The organism is Halomonas sp. ISL-56 (assembly GCF_018612805.1).
GTDB lineage: Bacteria > Pseudomonadota > Gammaproteobacteria > Pseudomonadales > Halomonadaceae > Vreelandella.
Genome location: NZ_JAGGRO010000013.1, coordinates 1 through 21,552, shown reverse-complemented (window position 1 = coordinate 21,552; position 21,552 = coordinate 1). Strand labels below are relative to the sequence as shown.

At 54.7% G+C, this 21,552-nt stretch carries 15 protein-coding genes; 9 read left to right on the top strand and 6 right to left on the bottom strand.

Features of this window, described 5'->3' with window-relative positions; translation table 11 throughout:
* Nucleotides 1-31: 31 nt before the first annotated feature.
* A complete protein-coding gene (acnA, locus tag J7J49_RS12050) occupies nt 32-2,764 on the bottom strand; it encodes an aconitate hydratase AcnA (RefSeq protein ID WP_215092895.1) in 2,733 nt (910 codons plus the stop codon).
* A 258-nt stretch (nt 2,765-3,022) separates the two neighbouring features.
* Here acnA and trxB point away from each other — a divergent pair, with 258 nt between their 5' ends.
* Complete coding sequence (gene trxB / locus J7J49_RS12045; protein ID WP_215092893.1) at nt 3,023-3,976, top strand: thioredoxin-disulfide reductase; 954 nt, start codon at nt 3,023-3,025, stop codon at nt 3,974-3,976.
* Nucleotides 3,977-4,022: 46 nt separating this feature from the next.
* On the opposite strand, the gene J7J49_RS12040 is transcribed toward trxB, so the two are convergent.
* Nucleotides 4,023-4,559, bottom strand: a complete 537-nt coding sequence (locus J7J49_RS12040) for a GspH/FimT family pseudopilin (RefSeq protein ID WP_215092891.1) — start codon at nt 4,557-4,559, stop codon at nt 4,023-4,025.
* Between the two features lie 134 nt (nt 4,560-4,693).
* Between J7J49_RS12040 and thiO the strand changes: the two genes are divergently transcribed.
* Nucleotides 4,694-5,809, top strand: coding sequence for a glycine oxidase ThiO (thiO, locus tag J7J49_RS12035; RefSeq protein ID WP_215092889.1), 1,116 nt, complete (start codon nt 4,694-4,696; stop codon nt 5,807-5,809).
* Here the strand turns inward: thiO and J7J49_RS12030 are convergent.
* Nucleotides 5,806-6,078 (bottom strand): PP0621 family protein, encoded by a 273-nt coding sequence (locus J7J49_RS12030; protein WP_064235111.1) that lies wholly within the window; start codon nt 6,076-6,078, stop codon nt 5,806-5,808. The genes thiO and J7J49_RS12030 overlap by 4 nt on opposite strands.
* A 195-nt stretch (nt 6,079-6,273) precedes the next feature.
* Between J7J49_RS12030 and J7J49_RS12025 the strand changes: the two genes are divergently transcribed.
* Nucleotides 6,274-7,908 (top strand): NAD+ synthase, encoded by a 1,635-nt coding sequence (locus J7J49_RS12025; RefSeq protein ID WP_215092887.1) that lies wholly within the window; start codon nt 6,274-6,276, stop codon nt 7,906-7,908.
* 36 nt (nt 7,909-7,944) lie between these two features.
* On the opposite strand, the gene J7J49_RS12020 is transcribed toward J7J49_RS12025, so the two are convergent.
* From J7J49_RS12020 to J7J49_RS12010, 3 genes are all read right to left on the bottom strand, one after another.
* Complete coding sequence (locus J7J49_RS12020; RefSeq protein WP_215092885.1) at nt 7,945-9,663, bottom strand: putative bifunctional diguanylate cyclase/phosphodiesterase; 1,719 nt, start codon at nt 9,661-9,663, stop codon at nt 7,945-7,947.
* A gap of 88 nt (nt 9,664-9,751) precedes the next feature.
* Nucleotides 9,752-11,461 (bottom strand): methyl-accepting chemotaxis protein, encoded by a 1,710-nt coding sequence (locus tag J7J49_RS12015; RefSeq protein WP_215092883.1) that lies wholly within the window; start codon nt 11,459-11,461, stop codon nt 9,752-9,754.
* A gap of 236 nt (nt 11,462-11,697) precedes the next feature.
* Complete coding sequence (locus tag J7J49_RS12010) at nt 11,698-12,513, bottom strand: outer membrane protein assembly factor BamD (protein ID WP_215092881.1); 816 nt, start codon at nt 12,511-12,513, stop codon at nt 11,698-11,700.
* 236 nt (nt 12,514-12,749) lie between these two features.
* Between J7J49_RS12010 and rluD the strand changes: the two genes are divergently transcribed.
* From rluD to pssA, 6 genes are all read left to right on the top strand, one after another.
* Nucleotides 12,750-13,709: a 23S rRNA pseudouridine(1911/1915/1917) synthase RluD gene (rluD, locus tag J7J49_RS12005; protein ID WP_215092879.1), complete on the top strand. Its 960-nt coding sequence runs from the start codon at nt 12,750-12,752 to the stop codon at nt 13,707-13,709.
* On the top strand, nt 13,706-14,461 hold the full coding sequence (gene pgeF, locus J7J49_RS12000) for a peptidoglycan editing factor PgeF (protein ID WP_064235106.1): 756 nt from the start codon (nt 13,706-13,708) through the stop codon (nt 14,459-14,461). Before rluD ends, pgeF begins: the two co-directional genes overlap by 4 nt.
* A 167-nt stretch (nt 14,462-14,628) precedes the next feature.
* A complete protein-coding gene (clpB, locus tag J7J49_RS11995) occupies nt 14,629-17,226 on the top strand; it encodes an ATP-dependent chaperone ClpB (RefSeq protein ID WP_215092877.1) in 2,598 nt (865 codons plus the stop codon).
* A 487-nt stretch (nt 17,227-17,713) separates the two neighbouring features.
* Nucleotides 17,714-19,438 (top strand): acetolactate synthase 3 large subunit, encoded by a 1,725-nt coding sequence (locus J7J49_RS11990; protein ID WP_215092875.1) that lies wholly within the window; start codon nt 17,714-17,716, stop codon nt 19,436-19,438.
* Nucleotides 19,438-19,929 (top strand): acetolactate synthase small subunit, encoded by a 492-nt coding sequence (gene ilvN, locus J7J49_RS11985; protein ID WP_007113940.1) that lies wholly within the window; start codon nt 19,438-19,440, stop codon nt 19,927-19,929. Before J7J49_RS11990 ends, ilvN begins: the two co-directional genes overlap by 1 nt.
* Before the next feature lie 211 nt (nt 19,930-20,140).
* Complete coding sequence (gene pssA / locus J7J49_RS11980) at nt 20,141-21,079, top strand: CDP-diacylglycerol--serine O-phosphatidyltransferase (RefSeq protein ID WP_064235103.1); 939 nt, start codon at nt 20,141-20,143, stop codon at nt 21,077-21,079.
* The last annotated feature ends 473 nt before the right edge of the window (nt 21,080-21,552 follow it).

The window sequence follows — 21,552 nt, the reverse complement described above, 5'->3', positions numbered from 1 at the left end:
GGGCATGCAAGCATTGGTAAGGTTTTACCCTTTAGGCTGCGCCAATCATCTTGCGCAACACGTAGTGAAGGATACCACCGTGGCGGTAGTAAGCCAGCTCGTTTACCGTATCAATTCGACACTTGGCATCAACGGTACGCTCCCCATCGTCATTTTTGATCACGATTTTGACCGTACCGCCGGGCGTAAGGTCGCTTAATCCGGCAATCGAAATTTCTTCATCCCCGGTTAATCCCAGCGTTTGGCGGCTTTCGCCTTCGGCAAACTGCAGCGGTACAACACCCATGCCGATCAGGTTAGAGCGGTGAATACGCTCAAAGGACTCGGCAATCACGGCACGAACGCCGAGCAAGCGGGTACCTTTGGCCGCCCAATCCCGTGAGGAGCCGGTGCCGTACTCTTTACCGGCGATCACGACCAGCGGTTTGCCTTTCTCTTTGTACTTCATGGCCGCATCGTAAATGGCCATTTGCTCGCCGCTGGGTACGTGGCGTGTCTCACCACCAACCACGCCATCGAGCATCTCATTTTTGATCCGCACGTTGGCAAAGGTGCCGCGCATCATGACTTCATGGTTACCACGGCGTGAGCCGTAGGAATTGAAGTCGACCGGCTTAACGCCGTGTTCTTGCAGGTAGCGCCCGGCGGGGCTGTCAGGCTTGATGGCACCGGCAGGGGAGATATGGTCGGTGGTTACCGAATCACCCAGCATGGCGAGCACACGGGCGCTGTGCACGTCTTCGATGGCGTCCGGCTCGCGGCCCATGCCTTCAAAGAAGGGCGGGTGCTGAATATAGGTGGATTCGGGCCATTGATAGACTTTGCTTTCTGACACGTCGATGGCTTTCCAGACGTCGTCACCCTCAAACACTGCGCCGTACTCTTTACGGAACATCGCGGTGTTCACTTTCTCGACGGCGCTGGCAATCTCGGCCTGGCTGGGCCAGATATCTTTTAGGTAAACCGGTTCGCCGTCACTGCCTTTGCCAATCGGCTCCTGGGTGAGATCACGCTGAACGTTACCGGCCAAGGCATACGCCACCACCAGGGGCGGTGATGCGAGCCAGTTGGTTTTCACCAGCGGATGCACACGGCCTTCAAAGTTGCGGTTACCGGAAAGCACCGAGGCGACGGCAAGATCGCCATCGTTAATCGCTTTCTCAATTTCATCCGGTAGTGGGCCGGAGTTACCGATACAGGTGGTGCAGCCGTAGCCGACAAGGTTAAAGCCCAGGGCATTCAAGTCGTCATCCAGCCCGGCGGCTGCGAGGTACTCGGTGACGACCTTTGAGCCCGGCGCGAGGGACGTTTTGACCCACGGTTGGGTGATCAAGCCTTTTTCACGCGCCTTGCGTGCCAACAAGCCTGCCGCCATCATCACGCTGGGGTTAGAGGTGTTGGTGCAAGAGGTGATCGCTGCAATTACTACCGCACCGGGGTCAAGACTGAAGTCGTGCTTATCAAGTTTAACGTTTTGACTGGTGTCATGTTTAAAGCTACGTTCCACTCCCACGGCGGTTTGGCCGCCTTCCGAGGAGAGTTTGCCTTTAGCGGTTGTATCCGCTTTGACATCTTCCTGCAGAAACTTGTCAAAGGCGGCCGCCATGTCTTTCAGGGCCACGCGGTCTTGGGGACGTTTGGGGCCGGCAAGGCTCGCTTCTACCTCGGTCATGTCCAGTTCTAGGGCGTCGGTGAAGATTGGCTCATCGCTGGGTTCGCGCCATAGCCCTTGGGCTTTGCTGTAGGCTTCCACCAGCGCGACTTGCTCATCCTCACGACCGGTTAGGCGCATATAGTTCAGTGTTTCGTCATCGACCGGGAAGAAGCCGCAGGTGGCACCATACTCGGGCGCCATATTGGCGATCGTGGCACGATCCGCCAGCGGCAGGTCTTTCAAACCGTCACCGTAGAACTCGACAAATTTACCCACTACGCCTTTTTTGCGCAGCATTTCGGTAACGGTGAGTACCAAGTCAGTGGCGGTAATACCTTCGCGTAGCTTGCCGGTCAGTTTAAAGCCAATCACTTCTGGGATTAGCATCGAGACCGGCTGGCCGAGCATGGCCGCTTCGGCTTCGATGCCGCCAACGCCCCAACCCAGTACGCCCAGGCCGTTGATCATCGTGGTGTGGGAGTCGGTGCCGACGAGGGTGTCGGGGTAAGCGCAAGTCTTGCCGTCTTCGTCCTTGATCCATACCGTTCTGCCCAGGTACTCCAGGTTGACCTGGTGGCAGATACCGGTACCGGGGGGCACCACGCTGAAGTTGTCAAACGCCTGCTGACCCCAGCGCAGAAACTCATAGCGCTCGCGGTTGCGCTGCATTTCAATATCGACGTTCTCTTGGAACGCCGCCGGGTTGCCGAACTTATCGACCATCACCGAGTGGTCGATGACCAGATCGACGGGGGAGAGCGGATTAATCTTCGCTGGGTCTTCGCCCAGGCTTTCTACCGCGGCACGCATGGAGGCTAAATCCACCACGCCGGGCACCCCCGTGAAATCCTGCATTAATACCCGCGCCGGGCGATAGCCGATTTCACGGCTGGATTTGCCCTCGGCCTGCCAGTCGACCAGGGCCTGCATATCTTTTTGGTCTACGCTTTCGTCATCGGCGAAGCGCAGCTGGTTTTCGAGTAGAATCTTGAGCGTCTTGGGAAGCCGGTCAATGTTGCCCAGGGTCTCGGCCGCTTGGGGCAGACTGTAGTAGTGATACGTTTTACTGCCAACCTCTAAAGTGCTTAGCGTATCGGGTATCTTGCTCATGTGTCTCTCCTCTGGTTGCTGAGCGCTGCGCCCAGCGTGACGGTCACGATCTTTCTTTTATGGATTTCCCCCAGTATGGCGTTGATTTAGTAATAACACATGGGTCTTTGCTCAGGGGCTTTCAAGGTTTCTTCGCCTAATAGCGTAGACGAAACCTTGCAATAGCTTGTACTTGGCGCCATTTCAGGCAGACTCTGTGGCTAATTTTTTATAACGCTATTAGCACAGCTATCAGTCAGATATTTACAAGGTGGTGTCATGGAAACTCGTCATGAGCGTTTGATTATTCTTGGATCCGGCCCTGCGGGCTATACGGCGGCTGTGTATGCCGCACGGGCAAACCTGAAGCCGCTGCTGATTACCGGTATACAGGCGGGTGGCCAATTGACCACCACAACCGATGTGGATAACTGGCCGGGTGACGCTCAAGGGGTTCAAGGCCCTGAATTAATGGAGCGCATGAAGCAGCACGCTGAACGTTTCAATACCGAGGTGCTGTTTGACCATATCAACGAGGTCAGCCTAGGTGAAAAACCCTTCACCTTAAAGGGTGATAGCGGTGTTTATACCTGCGATGCGTTAATTGTAGCGACGGGCGCTAGCGCGCGTTACTTGGGGCTGCCTACCGAACAGCAATTTATGGGGCAAGGGGTTTCGGCCTGCGCCACCTGCGACGGCTTTTTTTACCGCAATCAGGAAGTCATCGTGGTGGGTGGCGGTAATACCGCCGTGGAAGAGGCGCTCTATCTTTCCAACATCGCCTCCAAAGTGACCCTGGTTCACCGCCGTGACACGCTGCGGGCGGAAAAAATTCTCCAAGATAAGCTGTTTGAGAAAGCCGAGGCAGGCAAAATCGCTCTTGAGTGGTTCCAGGAAGTCGAGGAAGTGCTTGGTGATAACTCGGGCGTTACAGGTATCCGGGTTAAATCCACCCAGGATGGCTCAAGCAAGGAGATCCATGCGCCGGGGCTGTTCATTGCCATCGGTCACAGTCCCAATACGGGCATTTTTGAAGGCCAACTGGCAATGAACGGTGGCTATATCAAAGTGACGTCAGGCTTGGAAGGTAACGCGACGGCCACTAGCGTGCCGGGTGTATTTGCCTGCGGCGATGTGATGGATCATATTTATCGGCAAGCGATTACCTCGGCGGGCAGTGGCTGCATGGCGGCGCTGGATGCTGAGCGCTATTTAGACGGTATCGCAGGGTAAAATCTAGCTTGCCTAACCGCTGTGGACGAGTGGAAGCGCCTACTGATTAACAGTCGATAGGCGCTTCATCGATCCGTAAACGTCCCAACTGGCTGAGTACTAATTTTTTACCAAGTGAGCCTTCGGCGCCGCTACTTGAACAAACGGAAAAACTGCCGTTGTACCCGCTGGTATAGCCTAATGGGCTGTAACGGATGCGCGACCAGCCCCGGCTGTAGGCCACTTGCGTGTCTTGTTGCGCGGGGACAATGCGTAAAATATCGTCTTCGGTAATGCCGTTGGTTTTATCTCCCCGCACGATCATTAACTCACCACTCCAAGCTTTGATACAGGCCTGGCGGTTTGCAGAGGCTGGGCAAACAGTAATCTGGCGGCGCTGGCTAATCGCCGTATTGCGCGCTAGCGAAAACGCGCTTTGTAATCGGTTTACTGCGCTGGTCTGCGCCGTTCGCTGTCCCAAGGCTTGAAAATTGGGCAGCCCCCAAGCAGCGATAATACCCACCAACAGTAGGGTGACCAGTAACTCAAGCAGCGTAAATCCGCCTTCAGGTGTGGTGTGCGTCTTGATCTGAAAACTGCTCATCACCTCTCCTCACTTGACCTTGTTATTGCCCGCGTTATGCTCACTCCTCGTCACTAGCCGCGAACGCATCGTCGTTAATAGGCCATCCTAGGCGACAATGCGCTTTTTTTATGTAAGCCAAAACGGACAATGTTGTGAGCGATTTCTTAATTATTGGTGGCGGCGTGATCGGCATGATGACAGCGCTGCAGTTAGCCGATGCCGGCCAGCAGGTCACGCTGGTGGAGCGGGGTGAGTGCGGTAAAGAGGCATCCTGGGCCGGAGGAGGCATCGTTTCACCGCTCTATCCTTGGCGCTACGACGCTGCGATATCGCAACTGTCACGCTGGTCGGAGGGCGTTTACCCCTCGCTGGCGCTGCGTTTGTTGGAGGAGACCGGCATTGACCCCGAGTATCGTCAAAAGGGGCTGCTTTATCTAAATGTGGATGATGCCGACGAAGCGCTGGGCTGGGCGCGTCAGTTGGGTAAACCGCTTGAAAGGGTAGCCGCAGATTTTGTTCTCAATAAGGAGCCTGGCGTGGCAATGGCGGGTGACAGCGCGCTATGGATGCCGACGTTAGGCAGCGTGAGAAACCCGCGTTTAGTCAAGGCATTGAAGGCGCGGTTAGCCGCTATGCCCCAGGTAACGCTGAAAGAGCATTGTGAGGTCAGTGGTTTTATTCAACCGGGCGGCAGAGAAAGTGGCCAAGTGGAAGGTGTGGCGACTTCCCAAGGATCACTCAAAGCGGGTCGTATTGTGGTGTGTGGCGGCGCCTGGGCTGCGCAGCTGCTGTCCCAGTTGAATGTGCAGTTGCCGGTAAGGCCTGTGAAAGGGCAGATGATTGCCTATCAAGCGCCTAAAGGTCTCGTTCAGCGCGTGGTGTTAAAAGATGGCCGCTATATTATTCCACGCGCGGACGGCCTGCTGCTGGTTGGCTCTACGCTGGAAGAGAAGGGCTTTGATAAGAGCACCGATGAGGAGGCGCTGGCGTCTTTGCAGCAGAGCGCTGAAGCCATTTTGCCCGCTTTGGCTACATGCCAGATCGCACACCAGTGGGCCGGGCTAAGGCCTGGATCCCCGGCGGGCATCCCCTTTATCGGCGCGCTGCCTGAATGGAGTAACGTCTTCGTCAATGCCGGGCACTATCGCAATGGCTTGGTGCTGGCGCCTGCCTCGACCCATTTGCTGGTGGATCAACTGCTGGGGCGCGAGCCAATGATTGACCCCGCGCCTTACCAGCTTACGCCAGAACGGCTTATACAAGCTTAAGATGTTCCGTCTTTATCCTGCTGTTCTTGCAGAAAACGGTCACGATGGGCGCTAGAACAGAACCACTGCTCCTGGTCGCGCAGCGCTTCGTCCTCAGGTACGTGTACCTCACACCAGCGGCAGCGCACCATTTTGCCGCCCTCGTGGCGGTTGACTTTTTTATGCTGCGCTTCATGCTCAAGCTTACGTTGCCGGTAGATGCCGTAGAGTTTTAAACCGGCATAAAATATGACGGCGAAGATAATCAGCCGAATGATCAAGAGGTTCATCCTTTTGTGTCTCCCAAGGTGGGAATTTAGGTGCTAGTTATTGGCACTGGTCATTAGTGCTATGCATTGGTACTGGTCATTGAGGCTAGGCATCGAGATAGCCTCGCAACCTTTGCCTGTTGGTGGCCCTTGCGGGACAATACGACTATGTCGGTGTAACCCCATTTTAAAGATTCTCAAGAGATTTTGACGCCCATGCAAGACTTAACGCTGGTAATGGCCCAACTCGATCCTCTGGTCGGGGATATTCCCGGCAATGCCGCACGCGCGATTGAAGCTGTGCGCGAAGCGCGGATTGAGCATGGGGCGGATATTGTTGTCTTTCCAGAGCTTTTTTTATCGGGCTACCCGCCGGAAGATCTGCTGCTGCGCCCCTCAATGGAAACCCGCCTGCGTGAAGCCCGCGCGCTAATGGCATCGAAGGTCGCTAGTGATGTGCTGGTGATTATCGGCTACCCCGGCGTACGTGAAGGCCGCTGTTACAATTTGGCGGGACTGCTCTACAACGGCCAGTGGGAGGCCGAGTACGCCAAACAGGCACTGCCTAACTATCAGGTGTTCGACGAGCAGCGCTACTTTACGCCTGGCACTGAGACGCTGGTGTATGAGCATAAAGGCGCCAAACTGGGCATAGTGATCTGCGAAGACCTATGGGATGGCGCGCCGGTTAGAGCTGCCACGGAAGCGGGTGCTGAAGTGCTAATCACCTTGAATGCCTCGCCCTACCACCAGGATAAGCCCACTGAGCGGTTGGGCTTATTGGAGCAGCATGCCCAAGGTGTCAATCGTCCGATTGTGTATGTGAATACTATCGGTGGTCAGGACGAGCTGGTATTTGATGGTGGCTCATGCTGTGTGAATGCGAATGGGCAGTTACAGGTGCTGGCACCCTACTGGCAGGCAGGCCTAATGCCGATTCAGTTCCTGCAAACCAGCGCCACTGTTTGGGAACCCCAGCCCGGCGAGATTGACCCCGAAGTGGAGCCAGAGGAGAGCCTGTACTGCGCGTTGGTCACCGGGCTGCGTGATTATGTCAACAAGAGCGGTTTTAAAGGCGTGGTGCTGGGGCTTTCCGGCGGTATCGACTCAGCGCTTTCACTGGCCATTGCGGTTGATGCACTGGGCCCCCAGCGGGTGCAGGCGGTGATGATGCCTTACCACTACACCGCGGATATCTCCAAGCAGGACGCAGCAGAGCAGGCCAACATGTTGGGCGTACACTACGAGGTCATGCCAATTGAACCCATGGTCGAAGCCTTTATGGGCACGCTGGCGGAGAGCTTTGCGGGCACCGAGCGTGATACCACCGAAGAGAACCTGCAGTCCCGCTGTCGCGGCGTACTGCTGATGGCGATCTCGAATAAAAAAGGTTTGATGGTACTGACTACCGGTAACAAGAGCGAAATGGCGGTGGGCTACGCCACGCTGTATGGGGATATGGTGGGCGGTTTTAATGCCATTAAAGACGTCTATAAAACCTGGGTGTACCGCTTGGCTCGCTGGCGCAATACCCAATCCCCGGCGATTCCCGATCGGGTCATCGAGCGCCCACCCAGCGCTGAGCTGGCACCGGATCAGCAGGATAGTGACTCTCTGCCTGATTACGATACCCTCGATGCTATTTTATTAAGCTATATCGAAGGCGACATGAGCGCGGAAGCGATCATCGCCGGTGGCTTTGACGCTGAAGACGTTTATAAAGTAGTGAAGCTGGTTGACCGCTGCGAGTATAAGCGTCGCCAGGCGCCGATTGGTGTCCGCGTGACACCGCGGGGCTTTGGCCGCGACCGCCGCTATCCGATCGTTAATGGCTGGCAGCCCGGCGAGTGAGCCGGATACTGTTTCATGACGGGCGCAACTTCAGGATTAAATGGGCATCGGTGGCGGGGCTAAGCTTCGCTGTACCATCTCGGTAGCGGAGACTGGTTTGCAAAAATAATACCCTTGGAAGGCGTGACACTGGTGTTCGTTTAAGTACCACCAGTGTTCGTGGTTCTCTACACCTTCGGCGATAACCTGCAATCCGAGCGAACGCCCCATGGCAATAATGGTTTGCACTATGGCCTTGTCGTCCGTGTCTTTATGCAGGTTACGCACAAACGACTGGTCGATTTTGATTTGATCTAAAGGGAGCCGTTTGAGGTACTGCAGCGACGAGTAGCCAGTGCCGAAATCGTCTAAGGAAAAGCTAACCCCCAGCGCCTTGAGCTGGAGCATACGCGCGATGATGTCATCTATTTTGCCGATCATGGTGCTTTCAGTCAGTTCCAGCTTTAGCCGGTGTGCCGAGGCACCGCTTTTGGTTAGCACGCCGCAAACGGTGTCAACGAAATCGGGCTGTTGGAACTGTTTGGCGCTGACGTTGACTGCTAATGTTAGATGCTTGGTGCTTTCGTCGTTTGCCCAGATAACTAGCTGTTCGCAGGCTGTTTCGAGTACCCAGTTTCCAATCGGCACGATTAAACCTGTTTCTTCGGCTAAGGGGATAAAGGTACCTGGCGATACAAACCCGCGACGCGGGTGTTCCCAGCGGATCAATGCCTCTGCGCCAATAGCTTGTCCCAGGCCGTCCACTTGTGATTGGTAGACCAATACAAACTCTTGTCGCTCGATGGCCATACGCAAGTCGTATTCCAGTTCGGTTCTAGCTTCAAGTTCGGCTTGCACTGCCGGGTCATAAAACTGTAACCCGTTGGGACTCGTTAGCTTGGCAAGATGAACGGCTGCGTTGGAATACTGAAAGAGGCTATCAATACTTTCTTGAAGGCCATTAAACAGGGCGATCCCCATACTTACGCTAAGGAAATGCTTTTTATCTTCCACCCAGTAACAGGAGCTTAGCGTTCGCTGTAACTGTTCGGCAAACGCCTCGGCTTTCTCGGCCGCTTTTAGTTGTTCGCTGGCTAAGCCATCGATGATCAGCATAAACTCATCGCCGCCTAAGCGGCCAATGGTAGCGCCTTCGGCTGTCAAGCCGGAAAGGCGCTCGGCAATTTGTTGGAGTAGGTTGTCGCCCATACGATGTCCACAGCTGTCGTTGATGCGATTGAAGTCGTCAACGTCCAGGTAGATCAGTGCACCATAGGTGCCATTATGTTGGCTTGTATCAAGCGAATGTTGAAGGTGCTCTCTCATCAATTGCCAGTTGGGCAGCTGGGTTAGCGTATCGAAGTACGCCAATCGGTGCACTTTACACTCGGCTTCCTGACGTTGTTTTTCTGCATCTCGAAATGTCATTAGCGCGATAGCAATACGTGCCAAAGAACCACTGCGTTGTCGACTCATCTGCTCGATCGCTTGAAAATCGGACAATGTTTGCTGGCGCTCGGCGAGCGATAAAATAGCGTCTCCGATGATCATTAACCGCTTATTGCTACGCCAGACAAAAAAGAACGCAGCGCCGATTAGCCCACCCATCATGCCAATGCCCAGTAACAACGCGGCAAGCTGAACGACATTGTCAACGTTGTTCAGCGATTGTGTTACCCGCACCTCCATGGCAATAGCCATTAATAATAGTGCAGGAAGCACGACCATTAAGATCGGTAGAAGGAACATCTTCAATAGGCTTTGAGTGGGCTTCATCGTCATCTCGGGGGAGGGCTATAAAAAACGGCTCCTAAGGGTTAGGAGCCGAATCCCTCTAAATAGTTAATTAAAAACCATTTTTAATTTAGAAGCTTTCCCACTCAGGTGCTGCCTGCTGACGTTTCACAGCGGGTAGCGCGGGCCTGGCCGAAGCGTTAGCGCGCGCAGGCCCAGTTGCCAATGCAGCACGCGATGGCTGTGCGGTTTGGTGTGCATTCGGCAATTTGAAGACTTGCATGGCGTCTAGCAGCGAGTGAGCATTTTGACGCAGATTGTTTGCTGCCGTGGCGCTTTCATGTACCAGAGAGGCGTTTTGCTGGGTGACCTGATCCATCTCGGTCACCGCGCGACCCACTTCCTGCACGCCGGTGCTCTGCTCAGCGCTGGCATGGCTTATCTCCTGCATAATGCTCGTTACGCGCTCGATAGCCGCGACGATCTGTTCGGTCGATTTGCTGGCTTCTTCGGCGCGTTCATTGCCGTGATTAACCCGTTCAAGGTTGCTGGAAATCAGAGTGTTAATCTCCCGCGCGGCATCTGCACTGCGTTGGGCTAGTCGACGCACTTCCTCGGCGACTACCGCAAAACCGCGACCATGTTCACCAGCGCGAGCGGCTTCGACCGAGGCGTTTAGCGCCAGAATATTGGTCTGAAAGGCAATCGCATCAATCGTGGAGATGATCCCCGCGATTTCCTGAGAACTCTTATTGAGGTCGTTCATGGTGGCAACAACCTGATTAACCGCTTCGCCGCCCTGCTTGGCTGTGCTAGATGCGCTGGAAGCTTCTTGGCTGGCCTGCTCAGAATTCTCAGCGTTAAGTTTTACGGTACTGTTGAGCTGCTCCATGGCAGAGGCCGTCTCCGCAAGTGCGCTGGCCTGCTGTTCGGTACGTGAAGATAGGTCGTTATTACCCTCGGCAATTTGTTCACTGTTGCTGGCTACCGCCTCTGCAGAGGCACGTACCTGGGTCACAATCGTTTGTAGCTGCTGGGCCATGGCAACCTGTGACGCCATAATGCTGCGAGTATCACCCTTCTTGAGCTGCCCCTGGCTGGCTAACTCGCCGCGGCCAATGGCTTCCGCAAAAGCTTTGACTTCGTAGGGTTCGGCACCCAATTCACGTAGCAGTTGGCGGGATAAGAACACCGCGATCAAACCGCCGACCAATAACGCAAAGAGTGTTAGCCCCAACATCTGCATTTGAAAGCCGGAAGCCGTATCGCGGGCAGTCGCTGTGGTGGCGTCGTTTAACTGCTGTTGAAGATTAATAAATTGATTAATTCGGTTAAGCCACTCGGCGTATGCAGGTCCTGCCTGTTCAAGTAGTAAGGTCTCTGCATCGGCAAACTGATCTGCTTGGCGGGCGGTAATGACTTGCTGTGTCAGTTCAAGGGTCGTTGCACCCTGGGCGTCGATGCTGGCAAGAATAGTTTGCTCTTCTTGACCGCTAGGATACTCGTTAGTCACTCGGTGCTCGCCTTCCGACGCCGTGACGTAATCGCTGCTAAGGCTTTCCATTTCGCTGAGTAACACATCTACTCTGCTATCGTCTTGTGTAAGCACTACATCGCGCAGAGCGATGGCACGGTCATGCACGCTGCCGCGCATATCCACTGCATACCCAAGCTTGGTGCCGTTAACATCGTTGATGGTGGTTAAATCGCGGTCAATGTTATTGACCTGGTAAATGCCGACAGCGGTTAACAGAACCAGCAGCCCTAACATGGCAGCAAAGCCTAGCGTTAAACGCGTGCTTATTTTGGTGTTGCTGGAATGTGCTTTAAAAAGTGACATTGAGTGCTCCCTTAGGTGCCGTTAAGGCACTTTATTATGCAAGACGATCTAATCATATATTGTTGTACAGTTTTTGTATAGAAAATAATGGCTGGCTGTACAACATATGCAGCCGCTCTGTATTTACTCTTTTAAAATCAGCTGCTTGATTGTTTTTTCAATAAAAAAACCACGCCGTGGCGTGGTTTTCTAGATAGATGTTGTGCAGTTTTTAGCGATTGAGAGCTCGCAATGATTTAATCATTTTGGCCTAAGTGCTTGGGAATAAAACGGCTGCCTTGTAACTGCTCGTGATCTGGCGCGTTCTCACGCAGCACTGCGAGGACTTCATTGGCGCGGTCTTCCATGTCGAGGCCTTGATAGCCTTCCACCATGGTAGCTAGGGCATCCCGGGTGGCGCTGGATTCAGGGTAGTTTTCGATAACCCAACGACCGCGCTCAACAGCCGCTAAGTAAGCACCACGGCGCAGGTAGTAATCAGCGACGTGGAGCTCATGGCGGGCCATCAACTCGCGCAGATAGACAATGCGCTGCTGAGCATCGGCGGCGTACTCACTCTGCGGGTAACGCTGAATAAGCTCGCGGAAGTCATTGTAGGCGTCTCGTGACGCCCCCAAATCACGCCTGGAAATATCAATCAGACGCAGGCGCTCTAGGCTGAAACGACCCGCCTGCCAAGCAGAAAGGCCGCGCAGATAGTAGGCGTAGTCCACTTGCGGGTGGTCAGGGTGAAGGCGAATAAAGCGGCTGGCCGCCGCTCGGGCCTCTTCCCAATTACTATTTTCATAGTAGGCATAGATCAACTCAAGCTGCGCTTGCTCGGCATGTGCGCCAAACGGATAGCGCGTATCAAGCGCTTCTAGGCGCTCTATCGCAATCGGGTAGCGGTTGCTGTCGAGGGCCGTGCGGGCCAGTTCATAGAGCTCACGCTCCTGAACCCCGGCAAATTCATCTTCCTCTTCTTCGCTGGTATTGTTACTCGCACAGCCTGCTAGAAGGGCAAGGCTTAGGGCTAGAGCACCAAAGCGGTTGGCAGCTGAAAAAACGCGCATCATCATCCTCGTTGCAAACAAGCCTCAATCACCAAAAAGCGACGATGGCCATAAGTAGAAATGGTAGAATAGGTCTCAGTCCGCCCACTATAAAACACCTCGGCTTAAAACGCAGGCTTAGCGACGTTTCGTCGGGTGTCGTAAACGCTTATTTTTCCATGCTGGGGCTGATTTTTCGCCTTGCTGGGGTTTTTGCGTCTTTTAAAGAGGTTTTACATGTCTCGAATGGGTTTTTCATGACTCGTATAGTTGAAGACACGCAGCGCGTACCCGCTACGTTAGCCGGTGCGCGGTTAGACCAAGCGGCGGCTGAGTTGTTCAGTGATTACTCCCGTGAGCGCTTAAAAGCGTGGATTAACGCCGGTGAGTTGACGGTGGATGGCGCACAAGCCAAGCCGAAAGCCAAGCTACATGGCCATGAAGTGTTGGCGCTTCAAGCGACCATCGAAGACGATACGCGCTTTGAAGCGCAGGATATTGCGCTGGATATCGTCTACGAAGATGAAACGCTGATGGTGATCAACAAAGCGGCTGGCATGGTCGTGCATCCTGCCGCAGGCAACCCGGATGGCACGTTGTTAAATGCCTTGTTGCACCATCACCCGGCGATTGCTGAAGTGCCCCGCGCAGGTATTGTGCACCGCTTGGATAAAGACACCACCGGCTTGATGATGGTGGCCAAAACACTGCCTGCGCAAACCGCGCTAGTCGAGCAGATGCAGGCGCGCAGCGTGTCACGCCAGTACGATGCAGTGGTGATTGGTAAGCCGGTGTCGGGTAGCACTATCGATGCGCCCATTGGCCGTCATTCTAAAGATCGCAAGCGTCAGGCGGTGACCACAGCCGGTAAGCCTGCGATTACTCATTTCCGCGTGGTTGAGCGTTTCCGTGCTCATACCCATGTGCGTTGCAAATTGGAAACGGGGCGCACCCACCAAATTCGTGTGCATATGGCGCATGTTCGACTCCCCTTAATTGGTGATCCCATGTACGGCGGCCGTGCCAAGCTGCCGCCGGGCGCCGCCGAGCCGTTGAAGGAGATTCTGCGTGAGTTTCCACGTCAGGCTTTGCACGCGCGTAAGTTGATTTTCAAGCACCCGGTGAGTGGCGAAACATTAACCTTTCAGTCAGACCTCCCCGATGATTTGTTAATGTTGTTGGATTACCTGCGCGAAGATAATGAGACGATGCGATGAGCGATGCCATTAATTTACGGCCAACGCTTTTAGAGCCTGATTGGCCAGCGCCGACCAATGTGCGTGCCTTTGTGACGACCCGTGAATCGGGGCCTAGCCAGGGTGATTTCGCCGCCTTTAATACCGCTTCCCATGTCGGCGATAATGCGGATCATGTGGCGCTGTGTCGTCGTTTGCTGCACAAGGAAGTTGGCGATGAGCGGCCTCTGCTGTGGCTGAATCAGACCCATGGCGCCCGTGTGCAGCAGGGTTATCAGTCCGAGGCTGCCGATGCGGATGCGGCTATTGCCACGTCCAATGAGTACGCCTGTGTAGTGTTAACAGCCGACTGCCTACCGGTGATGTTCTGCAATCGAGCGGGTACCCAGGTCGCGGTGGCCCATGCCGGTTGGCGCGGCTTGGCGGGCGGTGTACTGGAAGCAACCATTGCCGCGATGAACACTGATCCAGACGATATTCTGGTGTGGTTAGGGCCTGCGATCTCCAATGCCCAGTTTGAAGTCGGCCCTGAAGTCTATGGCGCCTTTGTTGCCGTTCACCCGGATACCGCGGACGCCTTTGACCATAGCCCTTATCGATTGGGTCATTACATGGCCGACTTATATCGGCTGGCGCGCTTTCGCTTAGAGGCGCTGGGCGTCAATCACATTAGTGGCGGACACTTCTGCACCGCCTGCGAATCGCGCTTCTACTCCTACCGTCGTGATGGTGGTAAGACAGGGCGCATGGCCAGCGTGATCTGGATCAATTAACGTTAATAAAAGCGTCCTTTAAGCCAGCGGTTTACACCGCCACCTCTTGAAAAGCGTCGAACTGACGCCATTTAACTTGTCAAGCTAAGAGTGATTTAGCACGTCTAATGACACGTTATCGGGTCACGCGGTGCGTCCAAACGCACGGCTACCCCAGGAGGAATTCCATGCGTTTTGATAAATTTACCGCCAAGCTCCAGAGCGCGATTGCCGAGGCGCAGTCGCTGGCCGTGGGTCGCGGCCATAATCAGCTAGACCCCGCCCATTTGCTGCTAGCCCTTCTCGACACCAAAGACACCGGTATTAAAGCTCTGATTGAAAAAGCCGAGGGCAGCCCTTCGCGCCTGCGTGATGGTTTGGTGCAGCAGTTGGATAACTTGCCCAAAGTGGGGCAGTTCGATGGTGAAGTGCAGCCGTCACGTGATTTCATCAAACTGTTTAATTTAACTGATCGCGAAGCGCAGAAGCGCGGTGATCAGTTTATCGCCAGTGAGCTCGTTCTATTAGCGGCGCTGGAAATGAATTCAGCGATTACCAAGCTGCTTAAAGAAGCGGGCATCAACCGTAAATCTCTCGAAGCGGCTATTAATAGCCTACGCGGCGGTGCCACGGTGGACGACGCTAACGCCGAAGATCAGCGTGAAGCGTTAAATAAATACACCATGGATCTGACTCAGCGCGCGCTGGACGGCAAACTTGACCCGGTGATCGGCCGCGACGATGAAATTCGTCGCACGATTCAAGTGCTGCAGCGGCGCACCAAAAACAATCCGGTACTCATCGGCGAGCCGGGCGTAGGTAAAACCGCCATTGTCGAAGGCTTGGCCCAGCGCATCGTGAACGGCGAAGTACCGGAAGGCTTAAAAGATAAGCGCGTGCTCTCGCTGGATATGGGCTCGCTACTGGCAGGTGCCAAGTTCCGCGGTGAATTTGAAGAACGCTTGAAAGCGGTACTTAAAGAGCTCTCCCAGGAAGAGGGGCGGGTAATTCTGTTTATTGATGAGCTGCACACTATGGTCGGCGCAGGCAAAGCCGAAGGTGCCATGGATGCGGGCAATATGCTCAAGCCTGCCCTGGCGCGTGGCGAGCTGCACTGTGTGGGCGCTACCACGCTGGATGAGTACCGCAAGTACATTGAGAAAGACGCTGCGCTGGAGCGCCGCTTCCAGAAGGTGTTGGTGGATGAGCCCTCCGAAGAGGACACCGTGGCAATTCTGCGTGGCCTGAAAGAGCGCTATGAAGTTCACCACGGCGTGGACATTACCGACTCCGCTATCATTGCCGCGGCCAAGCTCTCGACACGTTATATCACCGATCGGCAGTTGCCTGATAAAGCCATCGATCTAATCGATGAGGCAGCATCAAGGATTCGTATGGAGCTGGACTCCAAGCCAGAGGCGATGGATCGTCTTGATCGCCGCCTGATCCAGCTCAAAATGGAGCGTGAGGCGCTCAAGAAAGAAACCGATGAGGCGACCAAAAAACGCCTGGAGGCGCTCAATACCCAGATTCACGAGCTGGAGCGCGAATACGCTGATCTTGATGAGATCTGGAAAGCCGAGAAAGCCAGTATCCAGGGAGCGGCCCAGTTTAAGGCGGAGCTTGAGCAGGCGCGCATTGACCTGGAACAGGCTCGCCGTCAGGGCGACCTGGGCCGCATGTCGGAAATTCAGTACGGTAAGATTCCCGAGCTCGAGAAAAGAATTGCCGAAAGCGGTGAGGGCGAAGCGGATACCTCCAGCCACCAACTGCTGCGTTCCAATGTGACAGAAGAGGAGATCGCCGAGGTGGTGTCCCGCTGGACGGGCATTCCGGTCTCCAAAATGCTTGAAGGCGAACGCGATAAGCTGCTGCGCATGGAAGAGGCGCTGCATCATCGGGTAATCGGCCAGAATGAGGCCGTTGAAGCGGTGGCCAACGCGGTACGTCGCTCACGGGCCGGGCTTTCCGATCCTAATCGCCCCAACGGCTCGTTTCTTTTTCTCGGCCCCACCGGGGTGGGTAAAACCGAGCTGTGTAAGTCGCTGGCCAACTTCCTGTTCGATACCGAAGAGGCCATGGTACGTATCGATATGTCGGAGTTTATGGAGAAGCACTCCGTGGCCCGTTTGATCGGCGCGCCTCCCGGCTATGTCGGCTACGAAGAGGGTGGCTACTTAACTGAGGCCGTGCGCCGCAAGCCTTACTCGGTGCTGCTGTTGGATGAGGTGGAGAAAGCCCACCCGGATGTCTTCAATATCCTGCTGCAGGTGTTGGAAGACGGCCGCTTAACTGATGGCCAGGGCCGTACGGTGGACTTCCGTAATACCGTGATCGTGATGACCTCTAACATGGGCTCGGACATTATCCAGCGCATGGGTGGTGACGTTAGTGCTGATAAAGATAGTGACTACGAGCTGATGAAAAATAGGGTCATGGAGGTGGTGGGCAACCACTTCCGCCCTGAACTCATTAACCGCATCGATGAAGTGGTGGTGTTCCACGCGCTTGGCCAAGAGCAAATTCAAGCGATTGCCGGTATTCAGCTTGAGCGCTTGAAGTTACGCCTTGCCGAACACGACTTGAAGCTTGAGGTCAGCCCTGAAGCGATGGCGCAACTGGCGGTGGTGGGCTTCGACCCGGTATATGGGGCGCGGCCACTCAAGCGGGCGATTCAGAGCCGCATTGAGAATCCGCTGGCGCAGGATCTGCTGGGGGGCAAATTTACCCCAGGAGACACCATCCATATCAACGCGGCAGAGGGCAAGTTGGTGTTTAGCTCATAATTGATGCTACGGCTGATCCCGCCATTTCGCGCAATTGAATAGGGAAAAAGCCCCGTTAGCCTCGCTGACGGGGCTTTTTTAATCGCTTCTTGCGACCTTTGTTGCGTTTGGCCTGATCGGAGGTTGACAGGCTGAGGGCGCTAATGGAATCTTGTCGGTTCCTGATTTGCGGGCGCGGACTCAACGGGCAACCCCTAACTCCCGCGCGAAGGGTAGGCGAAGGCCTCTACCCGCCGAAGGACTTCCGGGCTTGGGCTAACCGCCCAACCTGGCCAACGCCCCGACACGGCGAACTGCCGTGAAAGGGAGCGGGTGATTTATGTCGACATAATTCACTCGCTTCCGATAAGAGTGCAGGCCCTAACCGGGCCTCCTGCCAGGGTTTGGCATCAGGTGTCGGCTAGGGCCGACAGCGGCATACCGCCGCACTCGACACCGTGCCCAGTTGGGTACGGCTCGCACTCGAGACCTCCAGGGGAGAAATACAGTGGAACTGCTTTCCGGCGCAGATATGATCGCCCGCTTCTTGCAAGATGAGGGCATCGAATACATTTATGGTTATCCCGGCGGTGCAGCGCTGCATATTTACGATGCGCTTTTTCGTCAGGACAAAGTGAAGCACATTCTAGTGCGTCACGAGCAAGCGGCTACCCACGCTGCCGACGGCTATGCCCGCGCTTCGGGTAAGCCCGGCTGCGTATTGGTCACTTCCGGCCCCGGGGCCACCAACGCCGTTACCGGCATTGCTACCGCTTACATGGACTCGATTCCCATGGTCGTGCTGTGTGGCCAAGTGGCGAGCCATCTGATCGGTGAAGACGCCTTCCAGGAAACCGATATCGTCGGTGTGACACGCCCGATTGTGAAGCATAGCTTCTCGATTCGTCACCCGGCTGAAATCCCGGAAGTGCTCAAAAAGGCCTTCTATTTAGCGGCGACTGGGCGTCCTGGCCCGGTGGTGGTCGATATTCCTAAAGATATGACCGCACCCACCGAGCGTTACGAGTACGTCTATCCGAAAAAGGTCAAGATGCGCTCGTACAACCCGGTCACGCGTGGCCACACGGGACAGATTAAAAAAGCCGTTGAGATGATACTCAAAGCCAAGCGTCCGGTATTCTATACCGGTGGCGGCGTGGTCACGGGCAAAGCCAGCGAAGGTCTGACCGATCTGGTCAAACAGCTGGGTTACCCGATTACCACCACGCTGATGGGCATCGGCGCGTATCCGCAAAGTGACCGCCAGTGTTTGGGTTGGCTGGGTATGCACGGCTCCTATGAATCCAACATGGCCATGCACCACGCCGACTTGATTATTGCCATCGGGGCACGTTTTGACGACCGCGTGACCAACAGCACGTCGAAGTTCTGCCCAACCGCAAAAATCATCCATGTAGACGTTGACCCCAGCTCGATCTCTAAAACGGTGCGTGCCGATGTACCGATTGTTGGCCCGGCCTCCAGCGTTATCAACGAGATGATCAGCTTGGTGCAGGGGCATAAAATTGCCCATCCTGAAGCGCTAACCGAGTGGTGGGAGAAGATCGATGGCTGGCGCGCCGACCGAGAAGGCAAGCTTTATGAGCCTTCCAAGCAGGGTGAGGTGCTCAAGCCCCAGGAAGTGATCGAAGCGCTATGTCGTGTCACGCGGGGCGAAGCTTATGTGACCACTGACGTAGGGCAGCACCAGATGTTTGCTGCCCAGTACTACAAGTTTGATAAACCCAACCGGCTGATTACCTCCGGTGGTTTGGGCACCATGGGCTTTGGCTTCCCTGCTGCCATGGGGATCAAACAGAACTTCCCGGATGATGACGTGGTATGTGTCACCGGTGAAGGCAGCTTCCAGATGATGATGCAGGAGCTCTCCACCTGTAAGCAGTACGGGGTAGGCGTTAAGATCGTCAATCTTAACAATGCGTCGCTGGGTATGGTGCGCCAGTGGCAGGACTTGAACTATAAGTCGCGCCACGCGCACTCCTATATGGAGTCGCTGCCGGACTTTCATATGCTGATCGAGGCGTATGGATTTACCGCGATTACCGTCAATACCCTTGACGAGTTAGAGCCTGCGCTGGAGCGTGCCTTCGCCAATAAGCACGAGCTGGTGTTCCTTGACGTGAAGGTCGACCCCCATGAGCACGTCTATCCGATGCAGGTGCCGTTAGGCGCCATGCGCGACATGCTGCTGTCTAAAACGGAGCGTACCTGATGCGTCATATCATCTCGATTCTGTTAGAAAACGAACCGGGTGCGCTGTCACGTGTAGTCGGGCTGTTTTCCCAGCGTAACTTCAACATCGAAACGCTTAACGTAGCGCCTACAGAAGACCCGTCGCTGTCGCGCTTAACGGTGACTACCGTGGGCGATGACCGGGTGATTGAACAGATCACCAAGCACCTCAATAAGCTGATTGATGTGGTCAAACTGGTGGATCTCACCGAAGGCAACCATATCGAGCGCGAACTGATGCTGGTGAAAGTGAAGGCATTGGGTGCGGCGCGTGATGAGGTGAAGCGCACGGTGGATATCTTCCGCGCGCAGATCGTCGATGTAACGCCCAGCCTGTATACCGTGCAGATCACCGGCGATGCGGGCAAGCTGGATGCCTTCCTTCAGGCCATGGCGCCGGTGGGCATTCTTGAGGTTGCCCGTACCGGGGTCTCGGGGATTGCTCGGGGCGATAAGGTGTTGTCGCTCTAAGTGCGAGTAGCGCAATGCTTTAAATGATGTAAAAGCGCCGTTTCCATGATTTGTATGGAGGCGGCGTTTTTTTATGAATGGCTTTATGGTCGTTCGCTTTTACGCTTATGTTTGCCTATGTCCAACTGCAATTGGCTGGCTGAGCGGCACTCACCGTGTAGAATGAAAGCGATCACTGTTCCCGTGACTTCACTTTTAATGGATGAAACCTATGACACAGGACACTCGCGATCAAGAGCACTCAAGCTCAGATCAGCCAAACTCAAGCCCAAGTCAGGAGGGAGCTTCGCAGACAGATCTTGCTCAGCCAGGCAGCACTCAATCTGGTAGTGCTCAGCCTGATAGTGCTGATCGGCCAGAAGTAGGCGGTAATGAAGACTTGGCGGCCGCCTTCTTGCGTGAGACGGAAGTGGTCGAGGAGACCGTAGAAGACGGCAAAAAGATACGTCGCCGGGGTATCTATTTACTGCCTAACTTATTTACCACATCGGCACTGTTCGCTGGGTTCTTTGCGGTGGTGGCTGGTATCAATGGCGAGTTTACTTCGGCCGCCGTCGCGATCTTTATTGCCATGGTGCTGGATGGCTTGGACGGCCGCGTCGCACGTATGACCAATACGCAGAGTGAATTCGGCGCTGAGTACGACAGCTTGGCTGACATGATCTCCTTTGGTATGGCGCCTGCTTTAGTTGCCTTTACCTGGATTCTGCAAGATATAGGTAAAACGGGGTGGGTAGTGGCCTTTCTGTACGTGGCCTGCGCAGCACTGCGCCTTGCGCGCTTCAATGTCCAGATCGGTAGTGTCGATAAGAAGTGGTTTATCGGCTTGCCAAGCCCTTCTGCAGCAGCGCTAGTGGCTGCCAGTGTATGGACTTTCCATAGTTTTGACGCCGATGCTTTTGGTTTCAAACTGCTGATGCTGGTCGTCGTGGCGGCGGCAGGCGTATTAATGGTGAGTAATATCCGCTACTACAGCTTCAAAGATTTCGACTTTAAAAAGCCGGTACCTTTTGTTGTGCTGCTGGCCATCGTTCTGGCTTTCGTAATGATCTCGGTTGAACCCTCTGTAATGCTGCTACTGTTGTTTGGCGCCTATGTGGCTTCAGGCCCTGTTTTAGCCATTATGCGTAAGGCAAAACCCAAGAGTTAAATTTTTTACCCTTGTTTCTACAAAACCACTTGCCAACCCGGCGCTGAATCCGTAAAGTACGCATCCGCTGCCGGGGACGCCAAGCGTTACCAGCGGTGCATAAGGTGTAAAAACCTTGGTTTGTCAGGAAGTTAGAGCAGGCTGTGTCGCTCGCTTCACTCGCTAAAAACAGTGATTGACAAACGCCAGGAAATGCGTAGAATACGCCTTCCTCGCTGAGGCAAGCCAGTTCAACGGTTTGTAAGGTGGCTCAAGCAGTCATCGCAGCGAAACAGCTCTTTAACAATTTGATCAGGTAATTCATGTGGGCGCTTGCTGACGTTGGTGACAAATCACCAAATATCAAGGCAAGCGGTCATGAGAACGAAAGTTTGAATGAATTCGTTTGAACCTTGAGCCAAGTTTGGTTCGCTTCTGTCACTTTCGGGTGGCGGGTAAGAACCGCATAGATCTTAAACTGAAGAGTTTGATCA

Excerpts from the sequence above, each read along its gene's own strand:
- acnA (WP_215092895.1), bottom strand. The coding sequence starts at position 2,764 with ATGAGCAAGATACCCGATACGCTAAGCACTTTAGAGGTTGGCAGTAAA.
- trxB (WP_215092893.1), top strand. The coding sequence starts at position 3,023 with ATGGAAACTCGTCATGAGCGTTTGATTATTCTTGGATCCGGCCCTGCG.
- J7J49_RS12040 (WP_215092891.1), bottom strand. The coding sequence starts at position 4,559 with ATGAGCAGTTTTCAGATCAAGACGCACACCACACCTGAAGGCGGATTT.
- J7J49_RS12030 (WP_064235111.1), bottom strand. The coding sequence starts at position 6,078 with ATGAACCTCTTGATCATTCGGCTGATTATCTTCGCCGTCATATTTTAT.
- J7J49_RS12025 (WP_215092887.1), top strand. The coding sequence starts at position 6,274 with ATGCAAGACTTAACGCTGGTAATGGCCCAACTCGATCCTCTGGTCGGG.
- J7J49_RS12020 (WP_215092885.1), bottom strand. The coding sequence starts at position 9,663 with ATGAAGCCCACTCAAAGCCTATTGAAGATGTTCCTTCTACCGATCTTA.
- J7J49_RS12015 (WP_215092883.1), bottom strand. The coding sequence starts at position 11,461 with ATGTCACTTTTTAAAGCACATTCCAGCAACACCAAAATAAGCACGCGT.
- J7J49_RS12010 (WP_215092881.1), bottom strand. The coding sequence starts at position 12,513 with ATGCGCGTTTTTTCAGCTGCCAACCGCTTTGGTGCTCTAGCCCTAAGC.
- rluD (WP_215092879.1), top strand. The coding sequence starts at position 12,750 with ATGACTCGTATAGTTGAAGACACGCAGCGCGTACCCGCTACGTTAGCC.
- pgeF (WP_064235106.1), top strand. The coding sequence starts at position 13,706 with ATGAGCGATGCCATTAATTTACGGCCAACGCTTTTAGAGCCTGATTGG.
- clpB (WP_215092877.1), top strand. The coding sequence starts at position 14,629 with ATGCGTTTTGATAAATTTACCGCCAAGCTCCAGAGCGCGATTGCCGAG.
- ilvN (WP_007113940.1), top strand. The coding sequence starts at position 19,438 with ATGCGTCATATCATCTCGATTCTGTTAGAAAACGAACCGGGTGCGCTG.
- pssA (WP_064235103.1), top strand. The coding sequence starts at position 20,141 with ATGACACAGGACACTCGCGATCAAGAGCACTCAAGCTCAGATCAGCCA.